The organism is Lentzea albidocapillata (genome assembly GCF_000719115.1).
Classification (GTDB): Bacteria; Actinomycetota; Actinomycetes; order Mycobacteriales; family Pseudonocardiaceae; genus Lentzea; species Lentzea albidocapillata.
The window spans coordinates 117,723-137,757 of sequence record NZ_JOEA01000013.1 but is presented as its reverse complement, the minus strand read 5'-3'; the positions used below and the strand labels follow the sequence as shown (position 1 = coordinate 137,757).

Annotated in this window: 31 protein-coding genes; 4 read left to right on the top strand and 27 right to left on the bottom strand. The window is 65.5% G+C overall.

Annotated features, from left to right (window positions below):
• Positions 1-53: 53 nt before the first annotated feature.
• The 27 genes from IG04_RS0120690 to rpsL form a co-directional block, all read right to left on the bottom strand.
• Complete coding sequence (locus tag IG04_RS0120690) at positions 54-602, bottom strand: adenylate kinase (protein ID WP_030478316.1); 549 nt, start codon at positions 600-602, stop codon at positions 54-56.
• Positions 603-1,919 carry a preprotein translocase subunit SecY gene (secY, locus tag IG04_RS0120685; protein WP_030478315.1) on the bottom strand — a complete coding sequence of 439 codons (1,317 nt, stop codon included), beginning with the start codon at positions 1,917-1,919 and terminating at the stop codon, positions 603-605.
• Between the two features lie 524 nt (positions 1,920-2,443).
• Positions 2,444-2,887 (bottom strand): 50S ribosomal protein L15, encoded by a 444-nt coding sequence (gene rplO / locus IG04_RS0120680; protein ID WP_030478314.1) that lies wholly within the window; start codon positions 2,885-2,887, stop codon positions 2,444-2,446.
• Positions 2,884-3,069, bottom strand: coding sequence for a 50S ribosomal protein L30 (rpmD, locus tag IG04_RS0120675; RefSeq protein WP_030478313.1), 186 nt, complete (start codon positions 3,067-3,069; stop codon positions 2,884-2,886). Before rpmD ends, rplO begins: the two co-directional genes overlap by 4 nt.
• A 2-nt stretch (positions 3,070-3,071) precedes the next feature.
• Positions 3,072-3,680 carry a 30S ribosomal protein S5 gene (rpsE, locus tag IG04_RS0120670; RefSeq protein WP_030478312.1) on the bottom strand — a complete coding sequence of 203 codons (609 nt, stop codon included), beginning with the start codon at positions 3,678-3,680 and terminating at the stop codon, positions 3,072-3,074.
• 34 nt (positions 3,681-3,714) lie between these two features.
• On the bottom strand, positions 3,715-4,116 hold the full coding sequence (gene rplR / locus IG04_RS0120665) for a 50S ribosomal protein L18 (protein ID WP_030478311.1): 402 nt from the start codon (positions 4,114-4,116) through the stop codon (positions 3,715-3,717).
• Position 4,117: 1 nt separating this feature from the next.
• The gene (gene rplF / locus IG04_RS0120660) at positions 4,118-4,657 is read right to left on the bottom strand and encodes a 50S ribosomal protein L6 (RefSeq protein WP_030478310.1); all 540 of its coding nucleotides are present in this window, start codon (positions 4,655-4,657) and stop codon (positions 4,118-4,120) included.
• A 12-nt stretch (positions 4,658-4,669) separates the two neighbouring features.
• Positions 4,670-5,068: a 30S ribosomal protein S8 gene (gene rpsH / locus IG04_RS0120655; protein WP_030478309.1), complete on the bottom strand. Its 399-nt coding sequence runs from the start codon at positions 5,066-5,068 to the stop codon at positions 4,670-4,672.
• A gap of 124 nt (positions 5,069-5,192) precedes the next feature.
• A complete protein-coding gene (locus tag IG04_RS0120650; RefSeq protein WP_030473455.1) occupies positions 5,193-5,378 on the bottom strand; it encodes a type Z 30S ribosomal protein S14 in 186 nt (61 codons plus the stop codon).
• 4 nt (positions 5,379-5,382) lie between these two features.
• Positions 5,383-5,946: a 50S ribosomal protein L5 gene (gene rplE / locus IG04_RS0120645; RefSeq protein ID WP_030478308.1), complete on the bottom strand. Its 564-nt coding sequence runs from the start codon at positions 5,944-5,946 to the stop codon at positions 5,383-5,385.
• A gap of 2 nt (positions 5,947-5,948) precedes the next feature.
• Complete coding sequence (gene rplX / locus IG04_RS0120640) at positions 5,949-6,263, bottom strand: 50S ribosomal protein L24 (protein ID WP_030478307.1); 315 nt, start codon at positions 6,261-6,263, stop codon at positions 5,949-5,951.
• 2 nt (positions 6,264-6,265) lie between these two features.
• Entirely contained in the window at positions 6,266-6,634 is a 369-nt protein-coding gene (gene rplN, locus IG04_RS0120635; RefSeq protein ID WP_030478306.1) for a 50S ribosomal protein L14, read from the bottom strand.
• Positions 6,635-6,719: 85 nt separating this feature from the next.
• Positions 6,720-7,001, bottom strand: a complete 282-nt coding sequence (rpsQ, locus tag IG04_RS0120630) for a 30S ribosomal protein S17 (RefSeq protein WP_030478305.1) — start codon at positions 6,999-7,001, stop codon at positions 6,720-6,722.
• On the bottom strand, positions 6,998-7,240 hold the full coding sequence (rpmC, locus tag IG04_RS0120625; protein WP_030478304.1) for a 50S ribosomal protein L29: 243 nt from the start codon (positions 7,238-7,240) through the stop codon (positions 6,998-7,000). Before rpmC ends, rpsQ begins: the two co-directional genes overlap by 4 nt.
• Complete coding sequence (gene rplP, locus IG04_RS0120620) at positions 7,240-7,659, bottom strand: 50S ribosomal protein L16 (protein WP_030478303.1); 420 nt, start codon at positions 7,657-7,659, stop codon at positions 7,240-7,242. The genes rpmC and rplP overlap by 1 nt, the downstream gene beginning before the upstream one ends.
• 3 nt (positions 7,660-7,662) lie before the next feature.
• Positions 7,663-8,496 carry a 30S ribosomal protein S3 gene (gene rpsC, locus IG04_RS0120615; protein ID WP_030478302.1) on the bottom strand — a complete coding sequence of 278 codons (834 nt, stop codon included), beginning with the start codon at positions 8,494-8,496 and terminating at the stop codon, positions 7,663-7,665.
• Positions 8,496-8,894, bottom strand: a complete 399-nt coding sequence (rplV, locus tag IG04_RS0120610) for a 50S ribosomal protein L22 (protein WP_030478301.1) — start codon at positions 8,892-8,894, stop codon at positions 8,496-8,498. Before rplV ends, rpsC begins: the two co-directional genes overlap by 1 nt.
• Positions 8,895-8,928: 34 nt before the next feature.
• A complete protein-coding gene (gene rpsS / locus IG04_RS0120605; RefSeq protein WP_030478300.1) occupies positions 8,929-9,210 on the bottom strand; it encodes a 30S ribosomal protein S19 in 282 nt (93 codons plus the stop codon).
• A gap of 18 nt (positions 9,211-9,228) precedes the next feature.
• Complete coding sequence (gene rplB / locus IG04_RS0120600; protein ID WP_030478299.1) at positions 9,229-10,062, bottom strand: 50S ribosomal protein L2; 834 nt, start codon at positions 10,060-10,062, stop codon at positions 9,229-9,231.
• A 19-nt stretch (positions 10,063-10,081) separates the two neighbouring features.
• Complete coding sequence (gene rplW / locus IG04_RS0120595; RefSeq protein WP_030478298.1) at positions 10,082-10,381, bottom strand: 50S ribosomal protein L23; 300 nt, start codon at positions 10,379-10,381, stop codon at positions 10,082-10,084.
• Complete coding sequence (rplD, locus tag IG04_RS0120590) at positions 10,378-11,064, bottom strand: 50S ribosomal protein L4 (protein ID WP_030478297.1); 687 nt, start codon at positions 11,062-11,064, stop codon at positions 10,378-10,380. The genes rplW and rplD overlap by 4 nt, the downstream gene beginning before the upstream one ends.
• On the bottom strand, positions 11,064-11,714 hold the full coding sequence (gene rplC / locus IG04_RS0120585) for a 50S ribosomal protein L3 (RefSeq protein WP_030478296.1): 651 nt from the start codon (positions 11,712-11,714) through the stop codon (positions 11,064-11,066). Before rplC ends, rplD begins: the two co-directional genes overlap by 1 nt.
• Positions 11,715-11,741: 27 nt before the next feature.
• Positions 11,742-12,047, bottom strand: a complete 306-nt coding sequence (rpsJ, locus tag IG04_RS0120580) for a 30S ribosomal protein S10 (RefSeq protein WP_003938093.1) — start codon at positions 12,045-12,047, stop codon at positions 11,742-11,744.
• Positions 12,048-12,632: 585 nt separating this feature from the next.
• Complete coding sequence (tuf, locus tag IG04_RS0120575; protein WP_030478295.1) at positions 12,633-13,826, bottom strand: elongation factor Tu; 1,194 nt, start codon at positions 13,824-13,826, stop codon at positions 12,633-12,635.
• 146 nt (positions 13,827-13,972) lie between these two features.
• Positions 13,973-16,075, bottom strand: coding sequence for an elongation factor G (gene fusA, locus IG04_RS0120570; RefSeq protein ID WP_030478294.1), 2,103 nt, complete (start codon positions 16,073-16,075; stop codon positions 13,973-13,975).
• Positions 16,076-16,151: 76 nt separating this feature from the next.
• Complete coding sequence (gene rpsG, locus IG04_RS0120565; RefSeq protein ID WP_030478293.1) at positions 16,152-16,622, bottom strand: 30S ribosomal protein S7; 471 nt, start codon at positions 16,620-16,622, stop codon at positions 16,152-16,154.
• Positions 16,622-16,996, bottom strand: a complete 375-nt coding sequence (gene rpsL / locus IG04_RS0120560) for a 30S ribosomal protein S12 (RefSeq protein ID WP_030473471.1) — start codon at positions 16,994-16,996, stop codon at positions 16,622-16,624. The genes rpsG and rpsL overlap by 1 nt, the downstream gene beginning before the upstream one ends.
• Before the next feature lie 330 nt (positions 16,997-17,326).
• Here rpsL and IG04_RS42720 point away from each other — a divergent pair, with 330 nt between their 5' ends.
• The 4 genes from IG04_RS42720 to IG04_RS0120540 all read left to right on the top strand — a co-directional run bounded on the left by IG04_RS42720 (position 17,327) and on the right by IG04_RS0120540 (position 20,028).
• Positions 17,327-18,256 carry an LppU/SCO3897 family protein gene (locus IG04_RS42720; protein WP_144065187.1) on the top strand — a complete coding sequence of 310 codons (930 nt, stop codon included), beginning with the start codon at positions 17,327-17,329 and terminating at the stop codon, positions 18,254-18,256.
• 53 nt (positions 18,257-18,309) lie between these two features.
• A complete protein-coding gene (locus tag IG04_RS0120550; protein WP_245815885.1) occupies positions 18,310-19,134 on the top strand; it encodes a phosphotransferase family protein in 825 nt (274 codons plus the stop codon).
• A 40-nt stretch (positions 19,135-19,174) separates the two neighbouring features.
• Positions 19,175-19,492, top strand: coding sequence for a TFIIB-type zinc ribbon-containing protein (locus tag IG04_RS0120545; RefSeq protein ID WP_030478291.1), 318 nt, complete (start codon positions 19,175-19,177; stop codon positions 19,490-19,492).
• 89 nt (positions 19,493-19,581) lie between these two features.
• Positions 19,582-20,028 (top strand): hypothetical protein, encoded by a 447-nt coding sequence (locus tag IG04_RS0120540; protein ID WP_030478290.1) that lies wholly within the window; start codon positions 19,582-19,584, stop codon positions 20,026-20,028.
• Positions 20,029-20,035: the final 7 nt, after the last annotated feature.

Below are 20,035 nucleotides of genomic sequence, written 5' to 3'. Positions count from 1 at the left end.
ACGATCTGTTGCACGTGTGACGACGGAACGGAGCCGGTCGACCAGCCCGCCGGTCACTTCTCGTTCAGCGCGGCGAGTGCCCGTTCGCTGATCTCGTCGATCTCGCCCACCGCGTCGATGGAGATGACCTTCTCCGCGTAGTAGCTCAGCAGCGGCGCGGTCTCGTTGCGGTACACCTGCTGGCGGTGACGGATGACCTCTTCCTTGTCATCCGTGCGGCCACGCGCGAGCAACCGCTCCACCACGACGTCCTCGTCGACCCGGAACTCCAGCACCGCGTCGAGCGAGTGGCCACCGACAGCCAGGAACTCGCCCAGCTTGTCGGCCTGGGCGACGTTGCGGGGGAACCCGTCGAGCAGGAACCCGTCCGCGGCGTCGGACTCGGCCAAGCGCTTGCGCACCATCTCGTTCGTGATGGAGTCCGGCACGAGAGCGCCCTCGTCGAGGATGCTCTGCACCTCCAGCCCGAGCTCGGTCTGGTTGCTGATGTGTGACCGGAAGAGGTCGCCCGTCGAGATGTGCGGCACGCCGAGCTTGCGGCTCAGAACTTCGGCCTGGGTGCCCTTGCCCGCACCGGGCGGGCCAACGAGAACGAGTCGCATCTAGCGGAGGAACCCTTCGTAATTGCGCTGCATGAGCTGGCTCTCGATCTGCTTCACGGTGTCGAGACCGACGCCGACCATGATCAGAACCGCGGTGCCGCCGAACGGGAAGTTCTGGTTCTGGCCGTCACCGGTCAGGTCCAGGAACAGGTTCGGCAGGATCGCCACGATGCCGAGGTAGAGCGAACCGGGCAACGTGATGCGGCCCAGGACGAACTTGAGGTACTCGGCGGTGGGGCGCCCAGGGCGGATGCCGGGGATGAAGCCACCGAACTTCTTCATCTCGTCAGCACGCTCGTCCGGGTTGAACGTGATGCCGACGTAGAAGTACGTGAAGAAGACGATCAGCAGGAAGTACGAGGCGATGTGCACCGGGCTCGACTGCTTGACCAGGTGGGTCTGGACGAACGTCGAGAACCAGTTCTGCTCGGTGGAGGTGCCCTGAGTGAGGCGCACGACCAGGTCCGGCAGGTAGAGCAGCGAGGAGGCGAAGATGACCGGGATGACGCCGGCCTGGTTCACCTTGAGGGGAAGGTACGTCGACGTGCCGCCGTACATGCGGCGACCGATCATGCGCTTCGCGTACTGCACCGGGATGCGACGCTGGGCCTGCTCGACGTAGATGACGCTCGCGATGATGATCAGGGCAGCCACGACCACCAGGAAGAAGGTGATCCGGCTCTCGTCCTTGTCCCAGATGTTCTTGCCCTCGGCCGGGATACGGGCAGCGATACCGGTGAAGATCAGCAACGACATACCGTTGCCGATGCCCTTCTCGGTGATCAGCTCACCCAGCCACATGATGACCGAGGTACCGGCGGTCATGGTGATGACCAGCACGATAAGGGTGAAGATGCTGTCCTTGTTCGGGATGACGTCCTGCTCGCACTCACCGAACAGCTGCCCGCGTACCGCCAGGGCGATGAGGCCGGTGGACTGCAGGATCGCAAGCCCGATCGTCAGGTAGCGCGTGTACTGCGTGAGCTTGCCCTGACCGGCCTGTCCTTCCTTCTTCAACTGCTCGAACCGCGGGATGACCACGGTGAGCAGCTGGATGATGATGCTCGCGGTGATGTAGGGCATGATGCCCAGCGCGAACACGGACAGGTTGAGCAAGGCCCCACCGCTGAACAGGTTGATCAGCGAGTAGATGTTCTGGCCTTCAAGCGCTTCAGCACACGCGCGCACGTTCTTGAAGGAAACGCCCGGCGCGGGCATGGTCGCGCCAAGCCGATACACAACGATGATCCCGAGAGTGAACAGGATCTTCTTGCGTAGATCCGGCGTCGCGAGAGCCGAGCGGAATGCGCCGAGCACGCGAACCTCCTGAGCGTTGCCGACCCCCAGGGACCGGCGCATGCGGTAGTTGGCAGGCCGAGTCAGGTAGCCACGACCAAGCAACCCGGAGGACATCCGGGTTCAGCCCGCGACTCTAACAGCCCTCCAGGACCAGCCCGTACCCAGTGGCCAATCACAGGTTCCAACTCGTTGATCTCTGACGGAACCACTAGGCCATCCGGGGTAGCACACCCCGCAAATCCGTGCTACGAGCAGTGATTACGCCGTCCGCGAACGTCAGCGGACGCCTCAAAGTTCCCCAAGGGGTGTCAACTCGACACGCTTTTCATCTACCTACGCACGGCGTGGACCCCCTGATCAGATTGCCGGGGGTCTGGGGGCAGCGCCCCCAGGGGAAGCACGCAAGGCGACCAGGCCGCCCGCAAGGTGACCACAGCACAAGGTCGCCGCCCGCAAGGCGCCCCACAGCACGAACCCGCGACCCAACGCCAAAGGGCCCCGAGGCAAAGCCTCAGGGCCCTTCAGACAAGTACCAGCGGCAATCAGGAAGCCACGGTGGAAGACCCACCAGCAGCCGCCAACTTCTCCACAGCGGTCTTGGAGAACTTGTCAGCCGTGACATCCAGCTTCACGCTGACGTCGCCGTCACCCAGCACCTTGACGAGCGAGCCCTTGCGGACCAGCCCGGCCAGCACCAGCGCGGGAACGTCCACCGAGCCGCCCTCCGGGAAGGAGGCAGCGATCGAGGAGACGTTCACGACCTGGTACTCGGTGCGGAACGGGTTCTTGAAGCCCTTGAGCTTCGGGAGCCGCATGTGCAGCGGCATCTGGCCACCTTCGAAGCGCGGCGAGACGTTCTTGCGAGCGCCCGTGCCCTTCGTACCGCGGCCGGCGGTCTTGCCCTTGGAGCCCTCACCACGACCGACGCGGGTCTTGGCGGTCTTGGCGCCGGGGGCCGGACGCAGATCGTGAATCTTGATGGTCACGACTGGACCTCCTCGACAACCACCAGGTGGCGCACGGCGTTGATCAGGCCGAGAACCTGGGGGGTGTCCTCACGCACGACCGACTGACGGATCTTGCGCAGCCCGAGGGTGCGCATCGACTCGCGGTGGTTGTGCTTGGTACCGATGGTGCTCTTCACCTGAGTGATCTTGAGCTGAGCCATGATCACACCCCCTGGCCCGCGCGAGCGCGGATCATGCCGGCGGGGGCGACATCCTCGAGAGGCAGGCCACGACGGGCCGCGACCTCTTCCGGACGCTGCAGACCCTTGAGGGCCGCCACGGTCGCGTGCACGATGTTGATCGCGTTGTCGGAGCCGAGCGACTTCGACAGCACGTCGTGCACGCCGGCGCACTCGAGGACGGCGCGGACAGCGCCACCCGCGATGACACCGGTACCGGCCGATGCCGGACGAAGCAGAACCTCGCCGGCGGCCTTCCTGCCCGTGATCGGGTGCGGGATCGTGCCGGCGATGCGAGGTACGCGGAAGAAGTTCTTCTTCGCCTCTTCGACACCCTTGGCGATGGCCGCGGGAACTTCCTTGGCCTTGCCGTAACCGACGCCGACCATGCCGTCGCCGTCACCCACCACGACGAGCGCGGTGAAGCTGAACCGACGACCACCCTTGACCACCTTCGAGACGCGGTTGATAGCAACCACGCGCTCGATGTGGGGGGTCTTCTCCTGGGCCGCGCCGCCGCGGCCGCCGTCACGACGGTCGCGGCGCTCTCCGCGCTCGCCCCCGCCGCCTTCGCGACGCGTACGTCCTGGCATCAGGCGTCCCTCTCAATTCCAGTGATGATCATTGTCAGAACTCCAGCCCCGCCTCGCGAGCGGCATCCGCCAGAGCAGCGATCCTGCCGTGGTACGCGTTGCCACCGCGGTCGAACACGACCGCCGTGACGCCGGCGTCCTTGGCGCGGGCCGCGGCCAGCTGGCCGACCTTGGCCGCACGGGCCTTCTTGTCGCCATCCAGGGCACGGACGTCGGCTTCCATGGAGGAAGCGGCCGCGATCGTGTGGCCCTTCAGGTCGTCGATGATCTGCACGGTGATGTGCTTCGACGAACGGTGCACGGCCAGGCGCGGACGCTCGGCGGTGCCGTTGACCTTCTTGCGGAGGCGGAAGTGGCGACGGGCCTTCGCAACACGACGCCTGGTGGAGATGTCCTTGCCCACCGGCTTGCGCTTCGTAACAGTCGACTCGCTCATGTCACTTACCCGTCTTTCCGACCTTGCGACGGATCTTCTCGCCCGAGTACCGGACGCCCTTACCCTTGTACGGGTCGGGCTTGCGCAGCTTGCGGATGTTGGCGGCAACCTCACCGACCAGCTGCTTGTCGATACCCGAGACGGAGAACCGGGTCGGGGTCTCGACCGTGAAGGTGATGCCCGCGGGGGCCTCCACCTTGACGGGGTGCGAGTAACCGAGCGCGAACTCGAGCTCAGAGCCCTTGAGCGCGACGCGGTAACCGACGCCGTGGATTTCCATCTTCTTTTCGTAACCCTGGGTCACGCCGACGACCATGTTGTGCACGAGCGTGCGCGACAGGCCGTGGAGCGCGCGGTTGCGCCGCTCGTCGTTCGGGCGCTTGACCTCGAGAGTGCCGTCTTCGGCCTTCTCGACGATGATCGGCTCAGCGAGCGTGAGCGTCAGGAGACCCTTGGGGCCCTTGATGCTGACGTCCTGGCCGGCGATGTTCACGTCGACCCCGGAGGGGACAATGATCGGCTGCTTACCGATGCGCGACATGTCTACTCCCCCTTACCAAACGTAGGCGAGGACTTCTCCGCCCACGCCTGCCTTGTTGGCCTGACGGTCGGTCATGAGACCGCCAGAGGTCGAAATGATCGCCACGCCGAGGCCACCGAGAACTCGGGGCAGGCCAGTGGACTTCGCGTACACACGCAGACCGGGCTTGGACACGCGGCGGAGGCCGGCGATGCTGCGCTCACGGTTCGGGCCGTACTTCAGCTCGACGACCAGGTTCTTGGCCACCTCGCCGTCCTCGTCGCGGTACGAGGCGATGTAGCCCTCGCGCTTGAGGATCTCGGCGATGTTCGCCTTGATCTTGGAGTGCGGCATCACGACCTTGTCGTGGTAAGCCGAGTTCGCGTTCCGCAGACGAGTGAGCATGTCTGCGATTGGATCGGTCATCGTCATGGTGACCTGGTCAACCTTTCTCGCTGCGGTTCACCGGCTCAGGGTCCAGACCCGCCCTCTCCCCCGAGGGGGAGAGGACAGGACGGTCGTGTGCGGGCCTACAGCGAAGTAATGAAGCTTTGGATTACCAGCTGGACTTGCTCACGCCAGGCAGCTCACCGCGGTGAGCCATCTCGCGCAGGCAGATCCGGCAGAGGCCGAACTTGCGGAACACCGCGTGAGGGCGCCCGCAACGCTGGCACCGGGTGTAACCCCGGACCTTGAACTTCGGCTTCTTCGCGGCCTTGTTGATCAACGCCTTCTTGGCCATCGAGTCAGTTCTCCTTGAACGGGAAGCCCAGGTGCTTCAGCAGCGCCCGGCCCTCCTCGTCGTTCGTGGCGGTGGTGACGACGGTGATGTCCATGCCGCGAGGCCGGTCGATAGCGTCCGGGTCGATCTCGTGGAACATCGACTGCTCGTTCAGACCGAACGTGTAGTTGCCGTTGCCGTCGAACTGCTTGCCCGAGAGGCCGCGGAAGTCGCGGATACGGGGCAGCGCGATCGTCAGCAGACGGTCGAGGAACTCCCACATGCGGTCGCCGCGCAGCGTGACGCGCGCACCGATCGGCATGCCTTCACGCAGCTTGAACTGCGCGATGGACTTGCGGGCCCGGCGGACCTCGGGACGCTGGCCGGTGATGATCGACAGGTCCCTGACGGCACCCTCGATCAGCTTGCCGTCACGGGCGGCGTCGCCGACACCCATGTTGACGACGACCTTCACGACGCCCGGGATCTGCATCACGTTGGAGAAGTCGAACTGCTTCTGCAGCTCGGCCTTCACCTCGGCGCGGTAGCGCGTCTTGAGCCGCGGGATGATCTTCTCTGCGGTAGTCATGATCAGATGTCCTTCCCGTTACGACGGGAAATGCGGACCCGCTTGCCCTCGTCGTTCGTCCGGTAACCAACACGGGTCGGCTTGCCGTCCGAGTCGACCACCATCACGTTGGAGACGTTGACCGGAGCTTCCTGGGTCACGATGCCACCAGACTGCGCGCCCCGCTGGGTCTGCGTGATCTTGGTGTGCTTCTTGATCCGGTTGACGCCCTCGACCAGGACCTTGCCGGTCTCCGGGTAGGCCTGGATGACCTTGCCCTTCGCGCCCTTGTCCTTGCCGGCGATAACGACGACCGTGTCGCCCTTCTTCACCTTCATGGTCAGAGCACCTCCGGAGCCAGCGAGATGATCTTCATGAACTTCTTGTCGCGCAGCTCGCGACCGACCGGGCCGAAGATGCGGGTACCGCGGGGCTCGTTGTCGTTCTTGATGAGCACGGCGGCGTTCTCGTCGAAGCGGATGTACGAGCCATCCGGACGACGGCGCTCCTTGACGGTGCGGACGATGACGGCCTTGACGACGTCACCCTTCTTCACACCGGCACCGGGGATCGCGTCCTTGACGGTCGCGACGATGATGTCGCCGATGCCCGCGTAGCGGCGACCCGAACCACCGAGAACACGGATGCAAAGGATTTCCTTTGCACCAGTGTTGTCGGCGACACGAAGTCGCGACTCCTGCTGAATCACTTACTTGCTCCTGACCATTCCTGGCCCGCCGGATTTCCGACCCGACGGGCTCGGTCTGTCTACAGTGTCTAATCCCTTATGGGGACTACTTGGCCTTCTCGAGGATCTGCACGAGACGCCAGCGCTTGGTCGCCGACAGGGGCCGGGTCTCCATGAGCAGGACGCGGTCGCCGACGCCCGCCGAGTTCTCCTCGTCGTGCACCTTCACCTTGGTGGTGGAGCGCATGATCTTGGAGTAACGCGGGTGCTTCTTGCGGTCCTCGAGCGCGACCACGATCGTCTTGTCCATCTTGTCGGACACGACGAGGCCCTCACGGACCTTGCGGTCGTTGCGCTTCTCGGTCTGGACTTCGTTGCTTTCGGTCATGCCGCACCCTCACCAGTGGAATCCGGCGTAACGGAGAGCCCGAGCTCCCGCTCCCGCATCACGGTGTAGATCCGGGCAATGTCATGCCGGACCGTGCGCAGACGCCGGTTGTTGTCGAGCTGGCCCGTGGCCATCTGGAAACGAAGGTTGAACAGCTCTTCCTTCGATTCCTTCAGACGCAGCACGAGCTCTTCCTCGGTGAGCTCACGCAGCTCGGAAGCGGTAGTACCCGCTGCCATCAGAACTCACCACCCTCACGCGTAACGATGCGGCACTTCATCGGGAGCTTGTGGATCGCGCGGCGAAGAGCCTCGCGGGCCACCTGCTCGTTCGGGAAGGCCATCTCGAACATGACGCGACCCGGCTTGACGTTCGCGACCCACCACTCCGGCGAACCCTTACCGGAACCCATGCGGGTCTCGGCCGGCTTCTTCGTCAGCGGGCGGTCCGGGAAGATGTTGATCCAGACCTTGCCGCCACGACGGATGTGACGCGTGATGGCGATACGAGCGGACTCGATCTGCCGGTTGGTGACGTAGGCGGGCTCGAGAGCCTGGATGCCGTACTCACCGAAGGTGACCTTCGTGCCGCCCTTGGCAGCGCCCGAACGCTTCGGGTGGTGCTGCTTGCGGTGCTTGACCCTACGAGGGATGAGCATGACTCAGCTCTCCGTCTTCTCTGCAGCAGCCGGAGCCTCGGCCGACGCCGAAGCGTCAGCTGCGGCACGACCGGCCTCGGTGCTCGTCGCGGTGGTGCCGCTGGCACCGGAGCGACGGGCCCGGTTCGGACGCTCGCCACGGTCACGGCGCGGGGCGCGGTCCGCACCCTGTGCGGGGGCCGCGTCGAGCGCGCGCTTGGCCGAGATGCCACCGACGATGTCGCCCTTGTAGATCCACACCTTCACGCCGATACGGCCGAACGTGGTGCGGGCCTCGAAGAAGCCATAGTCGATGTTGGCGCGGAGCGTGTGCAGCGGCACGCGGCCGTCGCGGTAGTGCTCCGAGCGGGACATCTCGGCGCCGCCGAGGCGACCGCCGCACTGCACACGAATGCCCTTGACCTGCGGCGAACGCATGGCCGACTGAATGGCCTTGCGCATCGCGCGCCGGAAGGCGACGCGGTTGGACAGCTGCTCGGCGACACCCTGTGCCACGAGCTGCGCGTCCGACTCGGGGCTCTTGACCTCGAGGATGTTCAGCTGGACCTGCTTCTTGGTGAGCTTCTCCAGCTCACCGCGGATGCGGTCCGCCTCGGCACCACGACGGCCGATGACGATGCCCGGCCGGGCGGTGTGGATGTCGACGCGCACCCGGTCACGGGTCCGCTCGATCTCCACCTTGGAGATGCCGGCACGCTCCATGCCCTTGCTGAGCAGGCGACGGATCTTGACGTCCTCCGCCACGTACTCGGCGTACTGCTTGTCTGCGTACCAGCGGGACTTCCAGTCGGTGGTGATCCCCAGCCGGAAGCCGTGCGGGTTGATCTTCTGGCCCACTACCGCGTTCCCTTCACGCTGGTCTTCTTGGGACGAGACTCCACCTCGATGGTGATGTGACTCGTCCGCTTGCGAATCCGGTACGCGCGGCCCTGGGCACGCGGGCGGAAACGCTTGAGGGTCGGACCCTCGTCCACATAGGCCACCGCAACCCAGAGGGTCGAGGGGTCCAGGGACATGTTGTTCTCGGCATTGGCCATGGCGCTGGCGAGCACCTTCGCGACCGGCTCAGAGGCGGCCTGGGGCGCGAACTGGAGCACGGCCAGGGCCTCGCTTGCGTTACGACCCTTGATGAGCTCGACGACGCGACGGACCTTCATGGGGGTGTCGCGGACGTAGCGAGCCCGAGCCACGGCGCGCGGAAACTCCTGCGCCTCAGCGTCCTTACGGGCGTTCATCGCTGCTTTTCCCTTGCTCTTCTCAGTTCGACGCCTAGCGGCGACGAGACTTCCGGTCGTCCTTGATGTGGCCCTTGAAGGTGCGGGTCGGGGCGAACTCGCCCAGCTTGTGCCCGACCATCGCCTCGGTCACGAACACCGGGACGTGCTTGCGGCCGTCGTGCACCGCGATGGTGTGACCCAGCATGTCCGGGATGATCGTGGATCGGCGGGACCACGTCTTGATGACGGTCTTCTTGCCCGCTTCGTTCTGAACGTCCACCTTCTTGAGCAGGTGGTCGTCGACGAAGGGACCCTTCTTAAGGCTGCGAGGCATCCTTCACTCCCTCCCTGCTCAGCGCTTCTTACCGGTGCGACGACGCCGGACGATGAGCTTGTCGCTTGGCTTACGGCGGCGGGTACGACCCTCGGGCTTACCAGCCGGGTTCACCGGGTGGCGACCACCGGAGGTCTTACCCTCACCACCACCATGCGGGTGGTCAACGGGGTTCATGGCGACACCGCGGACGGTGGGCTTCTTGCCCTTCCACCGCATGCGGCCGGCCTTGCCCCAGTTGATGTTCTGGTGGTCCTTGTTGCCGACCTCGCCGAGCGTGGCGCGGCAGCGCACGTCCACGTTGCGGATTTCGCCCGAGGGCAACCGCAGCTGGGCGTACGGACCGTCCTTCGCCACGAGCTGGACCGAGGCACCAGCCGAGCGAGCCATCTTCGCGCCGCCACCGGGGCGGAGCTCGATCGCGTGGATCACGGAACCGACCGGGATGTTGCGCAGCGGCAGGTTGTTACCCGGCTTGATGTCGGCCTTGGGGCCGTTCTCAACCGTGTCACCCTGCTTGAGCTTCTCCGGGGCGATGATGTAGCGCTTCTCGCCGTCTGCGTAGTGCAGCAGCGCGATGCGCGCGGTGCGGTTCGGGTCGTACTCGATGTGAGCGACCTTGGCCGGCACGCCGTCCTTGTCGTTGCGACGGAAGTCGATCAGGCGGTAAGCCCGCTTGTGACCGCCGCCCTTGTGACGCGTGGTGATCTTGCCCGACGCGTTGCGCCCACCCAGCTTGTGCAGCGGGCGGATCAGCGACTTCTCCGGAGTCGACCGAGTGATCTCGGCGAAGTCGGAGACGCTCGCACCGCGACGACCAGGCGTCGTCGGCTTGTACTTGCGAATGCCCATCTCTACGCAGTCCTCGTCATCAGGCGGCAGGGCCGCCGAAGATCTCGATCGTCTTGCTGTCAGCCGACAACGTGACGATCGCGCGCTTCGTGTCCTTGCGCTTGCCGAAACCGCTCTTGGTCCGCTTGCGCTTGCCCTGGCGGTTGATGGTGTTGACGCTGACGACCTTGACGCCGAAGACCTTCTCCACGGCAATCTTGATCTGGGTCTTGTTCGAACCCGGCGCCACCAAGAAGGTGTACTTGTTCTCTTCGAGCAGCCCGTAGGACTTCTCGGAGATCACGGGCGCGAGCAAGATGTCCCTGTGGTCGGGGATCACTTCGAGGCCTCCTCGTCCACCGCGGTCGCCGTGGCCTCGGCCGAGCCAGAACCCTGCTGGGCCTTGCTGGCGAGGAACACGTCGAGCGAGTCCTTGGTGAACACCACGTCGTCGTTGACGAGCACGTCGTAGGTGTTGAGCTGGTCGGGCGCGATCACGTGCACGTGCTGAAGGTTCCGCACGCTGACCCACGCGACCTCGTCGGTGCGGTTGAGCACCACGAGAACGCGACGAGCCTGGGTGACCGACTCCAGGACCTTGCGCGCGGTCTTGGTCGACGGGGTGTCCCCGTCCACCAGGCCGGACACGACGTGGACCTGGTTGGCGCGAGCCCGGTCGGAGAGGGCGCCACGCAGAGCAGCGGCCTTCATCTTCTTGGGCGTCCGCTGCGAGTAGTCGCGCGGCTGCGGGCCGTGGACGATGCCACCGCCGGCGAACTGCGGCGCACGCGTCGAACCCTGGCGGGCACGACCGGTGCCCTTCTGGCGGTACGGCTTCTTGCCGCCACCACGAACTTCGCCGCGGGTCTTCGTCGAGTGCGTGCCCTGGCGCGCGGCGGCCTGCTGGGCCACCACGACCTGGTGCAGCAGCGCGACGTTCGCCTGCGCGTCGAACACGGCGGAGGGCAGCTCGACCGAGCCGGCCGTCTTGCCATCCGGGGTGCGGATCTCAACCGTCGACATCAGGCACCGCCCTTCGCAGCAGTCTTGACGAACACCAGACCGCCCTTGGGACCGGGAACCGCGCCCTTGATGAGCAGCAGGCCGTTCTCAACGTCGATCTTGTGCACCTTCAGGTTCTGGGTCGTGACGCGCTCGTGGCCCATGCGGCCAGCCATGCGCAGACCCTTGAAGACGCGACCAGGCGTGGCACAGCCACCGATGGAACCCGGCGAGCGGTGCTTGCGCTGGGTGCCGTGGCTGGAGCCGAGGCCCTTGAAGTTGTGGCGCTTCATGACACCCGCGGTGCCCTTGCCCTTGCTGGTGCCGGTGATGTCGACAACAGCGCCGGCCTCGAACACCTCAGCGGTGATCTCCTGGCCGACCGTGTACTCGCTGGCATCCGCCGTGCGCAGCTCCACCAGGTGGCGACGGGGCGTGACCCCGGCCTTGGCGAAGTGCCCAGCAACGGGCTTGTTGACCTTGCGCGGGTCAATCGCGCCGGCCGCCAGCTGGACGGCGGTGTAGCCGTCCTTCTCTTCGGTGCGAACCTGGGTCACGACATTGGGCTCAGCCCTGACGACGGTCACCGGGACAACCCGGTTGTTCTCGTCGAAGACCTGAGTCATGCCGAGCTTGGTGCCCAGGATGCCCTTCATCTGCCTGTCAGACATTGGTTCGTTACTCTCCGCGCCCAACGCTTACTGGATGTTGACGTCGACGCTGGCCGGCAGGTCGATGCGCATGAGCGCGTCAACCGTCTTCGGCGTCGGGTCGAGGATGTCGATCAACCGCTTGTGCGTGCGCATCTCGAAGTGCTCGCGCGAGTCCTTGTACTTGTGCGGCGAGCGGATGACGCAGTACACGTTCTTCTCAGTGGGCAGCGGCACAGGCCCGACGACCCGAGCGCCGGTGCGCGTCACGGTCTCCACGATCTTGCGCGCAGACGCGTCGATCGCTTCGTGGTCGTAGGCCTTGAGCCGGATGCGGATCTTTTGTCCCGCCATAATGGCTTGCCGTTCCTCTGCTTCTCGTAACCGCTGCGGGCGGTGCCTCGGATGAGGCCTTTTACAGCCTCTTGGCGCGCTCCGCCCCTGTTGAAGTGTCATGGTGCCCGGTCCACGCGGTCGGGCGTGTCGCGCCCGGTGCGCATACCGGTCCCACTCAAGGTCTCCCCGGTGGGATTGGGCCTACCACAGCCCATGCACCCTGATGCCCATCTCCGCAAGGAGGCGTTCACTAACAGGGCGCGGACGCTCAATCGAAAGACACGGACACGCGGTGAAGCGAGCCCGGCCTTCATTGAGCAACCCGTAAAGAATGCCACACGGACGTGGGGCACTCCAAATCGGGGTGGGTGAGTTGGACCCAGATCACGTGCGGATCTTGGCCGGTGAGCCGCTGTCGTCCGTCGCATGTGGAGCGACGGCCATGCCGGTTTCATTGTCCGGCAACAGGTTCCCGACGACGGCTCTTCACCCGCGCGCCTGCGACAGCCCGACGTGAGCTGCCGCACAATTTTTGTCCTGACGACGAAAGCCGGGCCAACGAAGATCGCTGGCCCGGCTTCACGCCGAACTGGTGAAGCTAGATCACTTGAGGATCTTGGTGACCGAGCCGGCGCCGACGGTGCGGCCACCCTCACGGATCGCGAAGCGGAGGCCCTCGTCCATGGCGATCGGCTGGATCAGCTTGACGTCCATACCGGTGGTGTCACCCGGCATGACCATCTCGGTGCCCTCGGGCAGCGTCACAACGCCGGTCACGTCCGTCGTCCGGAAGTAGAACTGGGGACGGTAGTTGTTGAAGAACGGCGTGTGGCGGCCACCCTCGTCCTTGGACAGGATGTAGACCTGCGCCGTGAACTCGGTGTGCGGGGTCGTGGTGCCCGGCTTGACGATGACCATGCCGCGCTCCACCTCCTCGCGCTTGATGCCACGGAGCAGCAGCGCGGCGTTGTCGCCGGCGCGGCCCTCGTCCAGGAACTTCTTGAACATCTCGATCGAGGTGACCGTCGTCTTCTTCGACGTCTCCTTGATACCGACGATCTCGATCTCGGAGTTCACGTTGATGATGCCGCGCTCGATACGACCGGTCACGACGGTGCCGCGGCCGGTGATCGTGAAGACGTCCTCGACGGGCATGAGGAACGGCTTCTCGGTGTCGCGCTCCGGCTCCGGGATCGCCGAGTCAACGGCGGCCATGAGCTCGAGCACGGACTTGCCCCAGGTCTCGTCGCCCTCCAGCGCCTTCAGCGCCGAAACGCGCACGACCGGCAGGTCGTCGCCCGGGAACTCGTACTCGGAGAGCAGCTCGCGGACCTCGAGCTCGACGAGCTCCAGGATCTCCTCGTCGTCCACCATGTCGGCCTTGTTCAGCGCGACAACGATGTAGGGAACGCCGACCTGGCGGGCCAGGAGGACGTGCTCCTTCGTCTGCGGCATGGGACCGTCGGTCGCCGCGACCACGAGGATGGCGCCGTCCATCTGCGCCGCACCGGTGATCATGTTCTTGATGTAGTCGGCGTGCCCGGGGCAGTCGACGTGCGCGTAGTGACGGTTCTCCGTCTGGTACTCGATGTGCGCGATCGAGATCGTGATGCCGCGCTGCTTCTCTTCCGGCGCCTTGTCGATCTGGTCGAACGCGAACGAGGCGTTGACATCGGGGAACGCGTCGTGCAGAACCTTGGAGATCGCCGCGGTCAGCGTGGTCTTGCCATGGTCGATGTGACCGATGGTGCCGATGTTGACGTGCGGCTTCGTCCGCTCGAACTTCGCCTTGGCCACTGGATTGTCCTCCTGGACTTCTTTTTTGCTGGTCCGGCGGGTATCTGTGGCCACCCGCCGGACTACACGTCAGGGTCGGAAAGTGCGGACCCCAGGGATTCATCCCCGGAGAGCCCGCGGTGGAACTGCGGTGCTCCGGTTGGGGACTATTCCCCGGTCGCCTTCGCGATGATCTCCTTCGAGACGCTCGCTGGCACCTCGGCGTAGGAGTCGAACACCATCGAGTAGTTGGCACGACCCTGGGTCTTGGACCGCAGGTCACCCACGTACCCGAACATTTCCGACAGCGGAACCAGTGCCTTGACGACACGGATACCGCTGCGCTCCTCCATGGCCTGGATCTGGCCACGGCGGGAGTTCAGGTCGCCGATCACGTCGCCCATGTACTCCTCGGGCGTCGTGACCTCAACGGCCATCAGCGGTTCGAGGATCGCGGGAGACGCCTGACGGGCGGCTTCCTTGAGGGCCATCGAACCAGCGATCTTGAACGCCATTTCCGAGGAGTCGACCTCGTGGTAGGCGCCGTCGAGCAGCGTCACCTTCACGCCGACCAGCGGGTAGCCCGCCAGCACGCCGTACTGCAGCGCGTCCTGTGCACCCGCGTCGACCGACGGGATGTACTCACGCGGGATGCGACCACCGGTGACGGCGTTGACGAACTCGTAGAGCGCGCCGTCTTCCTTCTTCTCCAGCGGCTCGACGGTGACGAGCACCTTCGCGAACTGGCCGGAGCCACCGGTCTGCTTCTTGTGGGTGTAGGAGTACTTCTCCACCGCACGGCGGATGGTCTCCCGGTACGCCACCTGAGGCTTGCCGATGTTGGCCTCGACCTTGAACTCGCGGCGCATGCGGTCCACCAGGATGTCCAGGTGGAGCTCGCCCATGCCGGCGATGATGGTCTGGCCCGTCTCCTGGTCGAGGTTGACCCGGAACGTCGGGTCCTCCTCGGCCAGCTTCTGGATCGCGGTACCCAGCTTCTCCTGGTCGGCCTTCGTCTTGGGCTCGATGGCGACCTGGATGACCGGCTCGGGGAACGTCATCGACTCGAGCACGATGGGGTGCTGCGGGTCGCACAAGGTCTCACCGGTCGTGGTGTCCTTGAGACCGATCACGGCGTAGATGTGGCCCGCGATGGCCTCGGTGACCGGGTTCTCCTTGTTGGCGTGCATCTGGAAGATCTTCCCGATGCGCTCCTTGCGGTCCTTGGTCGCGTTGATGACCTGGGTGCCCGCAGCGACCTTGCCCGAGTAGACCCGGATGTAGGTCAGCTTGCCGAAGAACGGGTGCACGGCGATCTTGAAGGCCAGCGAGGAGAACGGCTCGTCCGTGGACGGGCTGCGCTTCACGATGGTCTCGCCGTCCTGCAGCGTGCCCTCGACCGGCGGAAGGTCGAGCGGCGACGGCAGGTAGTCGATGACCGCGTCGAGCATGGGCTGAACGCCCTTGTTCTTGAACGCCGAGCCACAGAGGATCGGGTACGCGGTACCGGCGGCGACGATCTTGCGGAGGCCGGCCTTGATCTCCTCGACGGACAGGTCGCCCTGCTCGAAGAACTTCTCGGTCAGGTCGTCGTCGGTCTCGGCGACGGCCTCGAGCAGCTGCTCGCGGAACTCCTGCGCCTTCTCGAGCAGATCCGCGGGGATCTCCTCGATCGCGTAGTCCTCACCCTTCGAGACTTCGCCACGCCACGTGAGCGCACGCATCTCGATCAGGTCGACGACGCCGATGAACTCGCTCTCGGAGCCGATCGGGATCTGGAGCGGCAGCGGCTTGGCAGCCAGCCGGTCCTGGATCGTCTTGATCGTGAAGTAGAAGTCCGCGCCGAGCTTGTCCATCTTGTTGACGAAGCAGATGCGCGGGACGTCGTACTTGGTCGCCTGCCGCCAGACCTGCTCGGACTGCGGCTCGACGCCCTCCTTGCCGTCGAAGACGGCAACGGCGCCGTCGAGGACGCGCAGGTTGCGCTCGACCTCGACGGTGAAGTCGACGTGGCCAGGCGTGTCGATCAGGTTGATCTGGTGGTCTTTCCAGAAGCAGGTCGTCGCGGCCGACGTGATCGTGATGCCGCGCTCCTGCTCCTGCTCCATCCAGTCCATCACGGCAGCGCCGTCGTGAACCTCGCCGATCTTGTAGCTGATCCCCGTGTAGAAGAGGATCCGCTCAGTCGTCGTGGTCTTGCCCGCGTCGATGTGGGCCATGATCCCGATGTTCCGGACCTTGGCAAGATCAGTGAGCACGTCCTGTGCCACGGGTCTTTCCCCTGTCTTGAGCTAGTGAGCTCACTAGGGCTGGGAGAGCCCGGCCTCACCGAGGCCGGGCGTCAGATCACCAGCGGTAGTGGGCGAAGGCCTTGTTGGACTCGGCCATCTTGTGCGTGTCCTCACGGCGCTTGACGCTCGCACCGAGACCGTTGCTCGCATCGAGCAGCTCGTTCATCAGACGCTCGACCATCGTCTTCTCACGGCGCTGCCGGGAGAAGGTGATCAGCCAGCGCAGCGCCAGCGTGGTCGAACGGCCCGGCTTGACCTCGATCGGCACCTGGTAGGTCGCACCACCGACGCGGCGGCTCTTGACCTCCAGCGACGGCTTCACGTTGTCCAGGGCGCGCTTCAGCGTGACGACCGGGTCGGTACCGGTCTTCTCGCGAGCACCTTCGAGGGCTTCGTAGACGATCTTCTCGGCCACGGAGCGCTTACCGTCGACCAGCACCTTGTTGATGAGCTGGGTCACGAGCGGCGAGCTGTACACCGGGTCAGAGATAAGCGGCCGCTTCGGGGCCGGTCCCTTGCGGGGCATTAGCTCTTCTCCTTCTTCGCGCCGTAGCGGCTGCGAGCCTGCTTGCGGTTCTTGACACCCTGCGTGTCGAGAGAGCCACGGATGATCTTGTAGCGAACACCCGGCAGGTCCTTCACACGACCGCCGCGCACGAGCACCATCGAGTGCTCCTGGAGGTTGTGACCCTCACCGGGGATGTAGGCCGTGACCTCGATACCGCTGGTCAGCTTCACGCGAGCGACCTTGCGCAGTGCGGAGTTCGGCTTCTTGGGGGTGGTGGTGTAAACGCGGGTGCACACACCGCGCCGCTGCGGCGAGCCCTTGAGGGCCGCCGTCTTCTGCTTGGCCACCTTGTCCTGGCGGCCCTTGCGGACCAGCTGCTGGATCGTTGGCATTCGCCGGCTGCTTCTTCCGTCTTTGAGGGCTGGCCTTCCGGTTCACCCTCGTGTTTCTTGATCCCTCTCTGCACCCGAGGTCGGGCGTGTCGCCCGCTCCCAAGGTCCGCAAGCAACAGTTCAACTGCCACTGCGAGTGGAGGACACCACGGCCTCGCGGGCACGCGGAGCGGCCCGACATGGGTCGGGCACAGGTAGCAAAGATACCCGCCCACGTCTACCTGGGTCAAAACGGGGGTACCGCACCCGCGCCTGCAGTAGACATGCTTCCTGCGGAATTGCGCTTGGGAGAGGCGCAAAGCGATGGGGCGTCAGTGGATTGTGCCCGGCGTGCTCACGGCTGCGTGCGTGGCGGGACTCACAGTGCTCACTCAGGAGCTGAAGGACGAACGCACCGCGCCCACCCCCAGCGACTGCTACGCGGTGGTCGCGGCGAAGCGAAGCATCAAGCTCGTAGAGGCCGACTGCGCGTCCCACGGCGCCACTTACAGGGTAGCGCTGAGGGTCGACTCCCCCGACTGGTCGCTAGACCCCGGAGCGTGCCCCGACGGGCCCTACCGAGCCCTACGGCCGCGCATCACCGCCGACACGCTGTGCATGACGCTCAACGTGCGGGAGGGTGACTGCCTCCAGCGCGTGGAGCCGTGGGGGAAGAAGAAATTCGGACTCAGTGAGCTCGCGGAACACGTGCGGACCCGCAGCGGAGGTGAAGGTGGCGAGAGTCGTCACGGGGCCCCACGAGAGCTGTGGGCCGGGACAGAAGACGAACCATTACTCGAAGTCGGCCTTGACCGTCTGCCTGGGGAGGCCATGAAGCCCGCCGTCCTGATCGTGACGCTCGCGCTGCTGCTGTCCGGCTGCTCCGGCTGGCACGAACAGGCCGGCGTCGGCGAGTGCGCGAAACAGGTCGACGTCAACAACACGGACGTCGAAATGGCCGAAGTGGACTGTTCGTCCCAAGAGGCCGTGTACCGCGTGTCCTCACGTGAGCGACGCACGATGTGCCCGACCGGCGACTACCTGGACGAGTCGTCCGGACGGTCGAGGAAGAACGGCACGACGCGGCTCTGCTACGTCCTCAACGTGCAGGAGGGCGACTGCCTCAAGGCGGTCAACCAGTACTTCGAACGGGTGGCGTGCGGGGCCGGGACGCGCAAGGTCACGAAGGTCGTCGACGGCAAGTCGGACCGGGAGCTGTGCGCGGGTGAGGACTCGAAGACGTACTCGCAGCCGATGAAGACGATCTGCATCACCAGGTGAGCCCCGGAGGTGGAGCGCGGCCCGCCTGATCGGCGAACTGATTCACTGTGCGCGTGGACGACCTGATCAGGGCGATGGCCTCGCTGACCGGCTCTTCCGCCGACCCGGAGGTGCTCGGCGGCGACCGCGGTGACGTCGTGGTGGTGCGCGTGGGCGACGTGGTGGCCAAGGCGCATCCCGCGGACACCGACGTGGAGGCGTTGCGGCAGCGGGTGGAGATCGCGGCGGCGCATCCCGAGTTGATGCTGGCGCCGCTGAAGCCGTTGCAGTTCGTGGACGACCGGCCGGTGACGGTGTGGCCGTACGGATCGCCGGTGAGTCAGGCGGATCCCGATGGCGCGCCGTGGGAGGAAAGCGCGGCACTGCTGGCGAAGCTGCACTCGTTGCCCGTGCGAGGGCCTGTGGCCGGTACACCGGAACGGATTGTGCGCGCTATTGAGGCGTTGTCACCGGACCTGCCGCATGCCGATGTCGTGCTGCGCGCGTATGAAGTCTTGCCTCCGTTGGACATGAACGGCCGTGCGTTGATCCACGGCGATTGGCATCTCGGGCAGTTGGTGCACCGGGGTGGCTGGCGGCTCATCGACGTGGACGATCTCGGCGTCGGCGATCCGGTGTGGGACCTGGCGCGACCTGCGGCTTTGTTCGCCGCGGGGGTGCTGCCCGATGACCTGTGGGCGCGGTTCCTCAACGCCTACCGTGAAACGGGTGGTGTGGCTCTGCCGACATCCGAATGGGAAGCACTCAACATCCCGGCCCAGGCGTACGTTGTGCAGATGGCAGCACGGGCACTCATGTCCGGGCTGCAGGCAGTGGAACCGCTGGTTGAAGCCTGTCGTCGGATCGTCGCGACGCACGAGAGCAGTGACCGCGGCTAATATCGTTTTTGTCCGGTCCCACCGCAGGAGGCTCACCACGATGCAGTGTCCCAAGTGTCATGCGAACATGCGCACGTTCGACCGCATGGGCGTTCACATCGAGCAGTGCGACGGCTGCCGCGGGGTCTTCCTCGACTACGGCGAGCTCGAGTCGATCACGCGCCTCGAGGCCCAGATGCAGGCGCCGCCGCCCGCCGCTCCGGCGCCGCCGCCCGCCGCCTACCCGCAGCCGGCCCAGCCTGCCTGGGGTGCCGCGCCGCAGCAGGTCCACCACCACCACGGCGGTCACGCGGGCTACGGCGGCGGCTACGGCCACCGCAAGCACCGCGGCCTCGGTGGTCTCTTCTTTTCCTCCTGAGTGCGCGACGGCCCCGGATCTCTGGTCCGGGGCCGTTGACGACTACCGAGAAACAGGTGGATAATCGGTAGTCAACGGGAGGAGTAGCCATGTCTGTCGCGACCGAGGCCGCCCACATCCGCGACCTCTTCGACACGATCGAAGAGCTGGAAGCCGTCGCGTCATCCCTGTCGGAAGGCGACGAACGCCGTCGCCGCCTGGACGGTGTGGTGGCCAAGACCCTTCGCCAAGCCCCGCCGGTACGTCCCGTGGTGGCAGGCGAACTGCTCGACCTCACCGAGAAGACCGTCAAGGCCTGGGCCCGCGAAGGCGTACTCGCCATCCACAGCCAGGAACCCCGCATGCTGCTCGACACCGTGCGCCTGCACGAGGTCCTCCACCTGGTGTCCGACCTCCGCCGCGCAGGCAAGACCCGCGGCCTCATCGACGAAGTCCACCGCCGCCTGAGCGACCAGTCACTGCTGGACCGCCCCGACCTGGCCTCGTCCCTCGACGAGATGCGCAGCGGCAAGGGACGCGTGGTCCGCCCAGTTTGATCGAGGT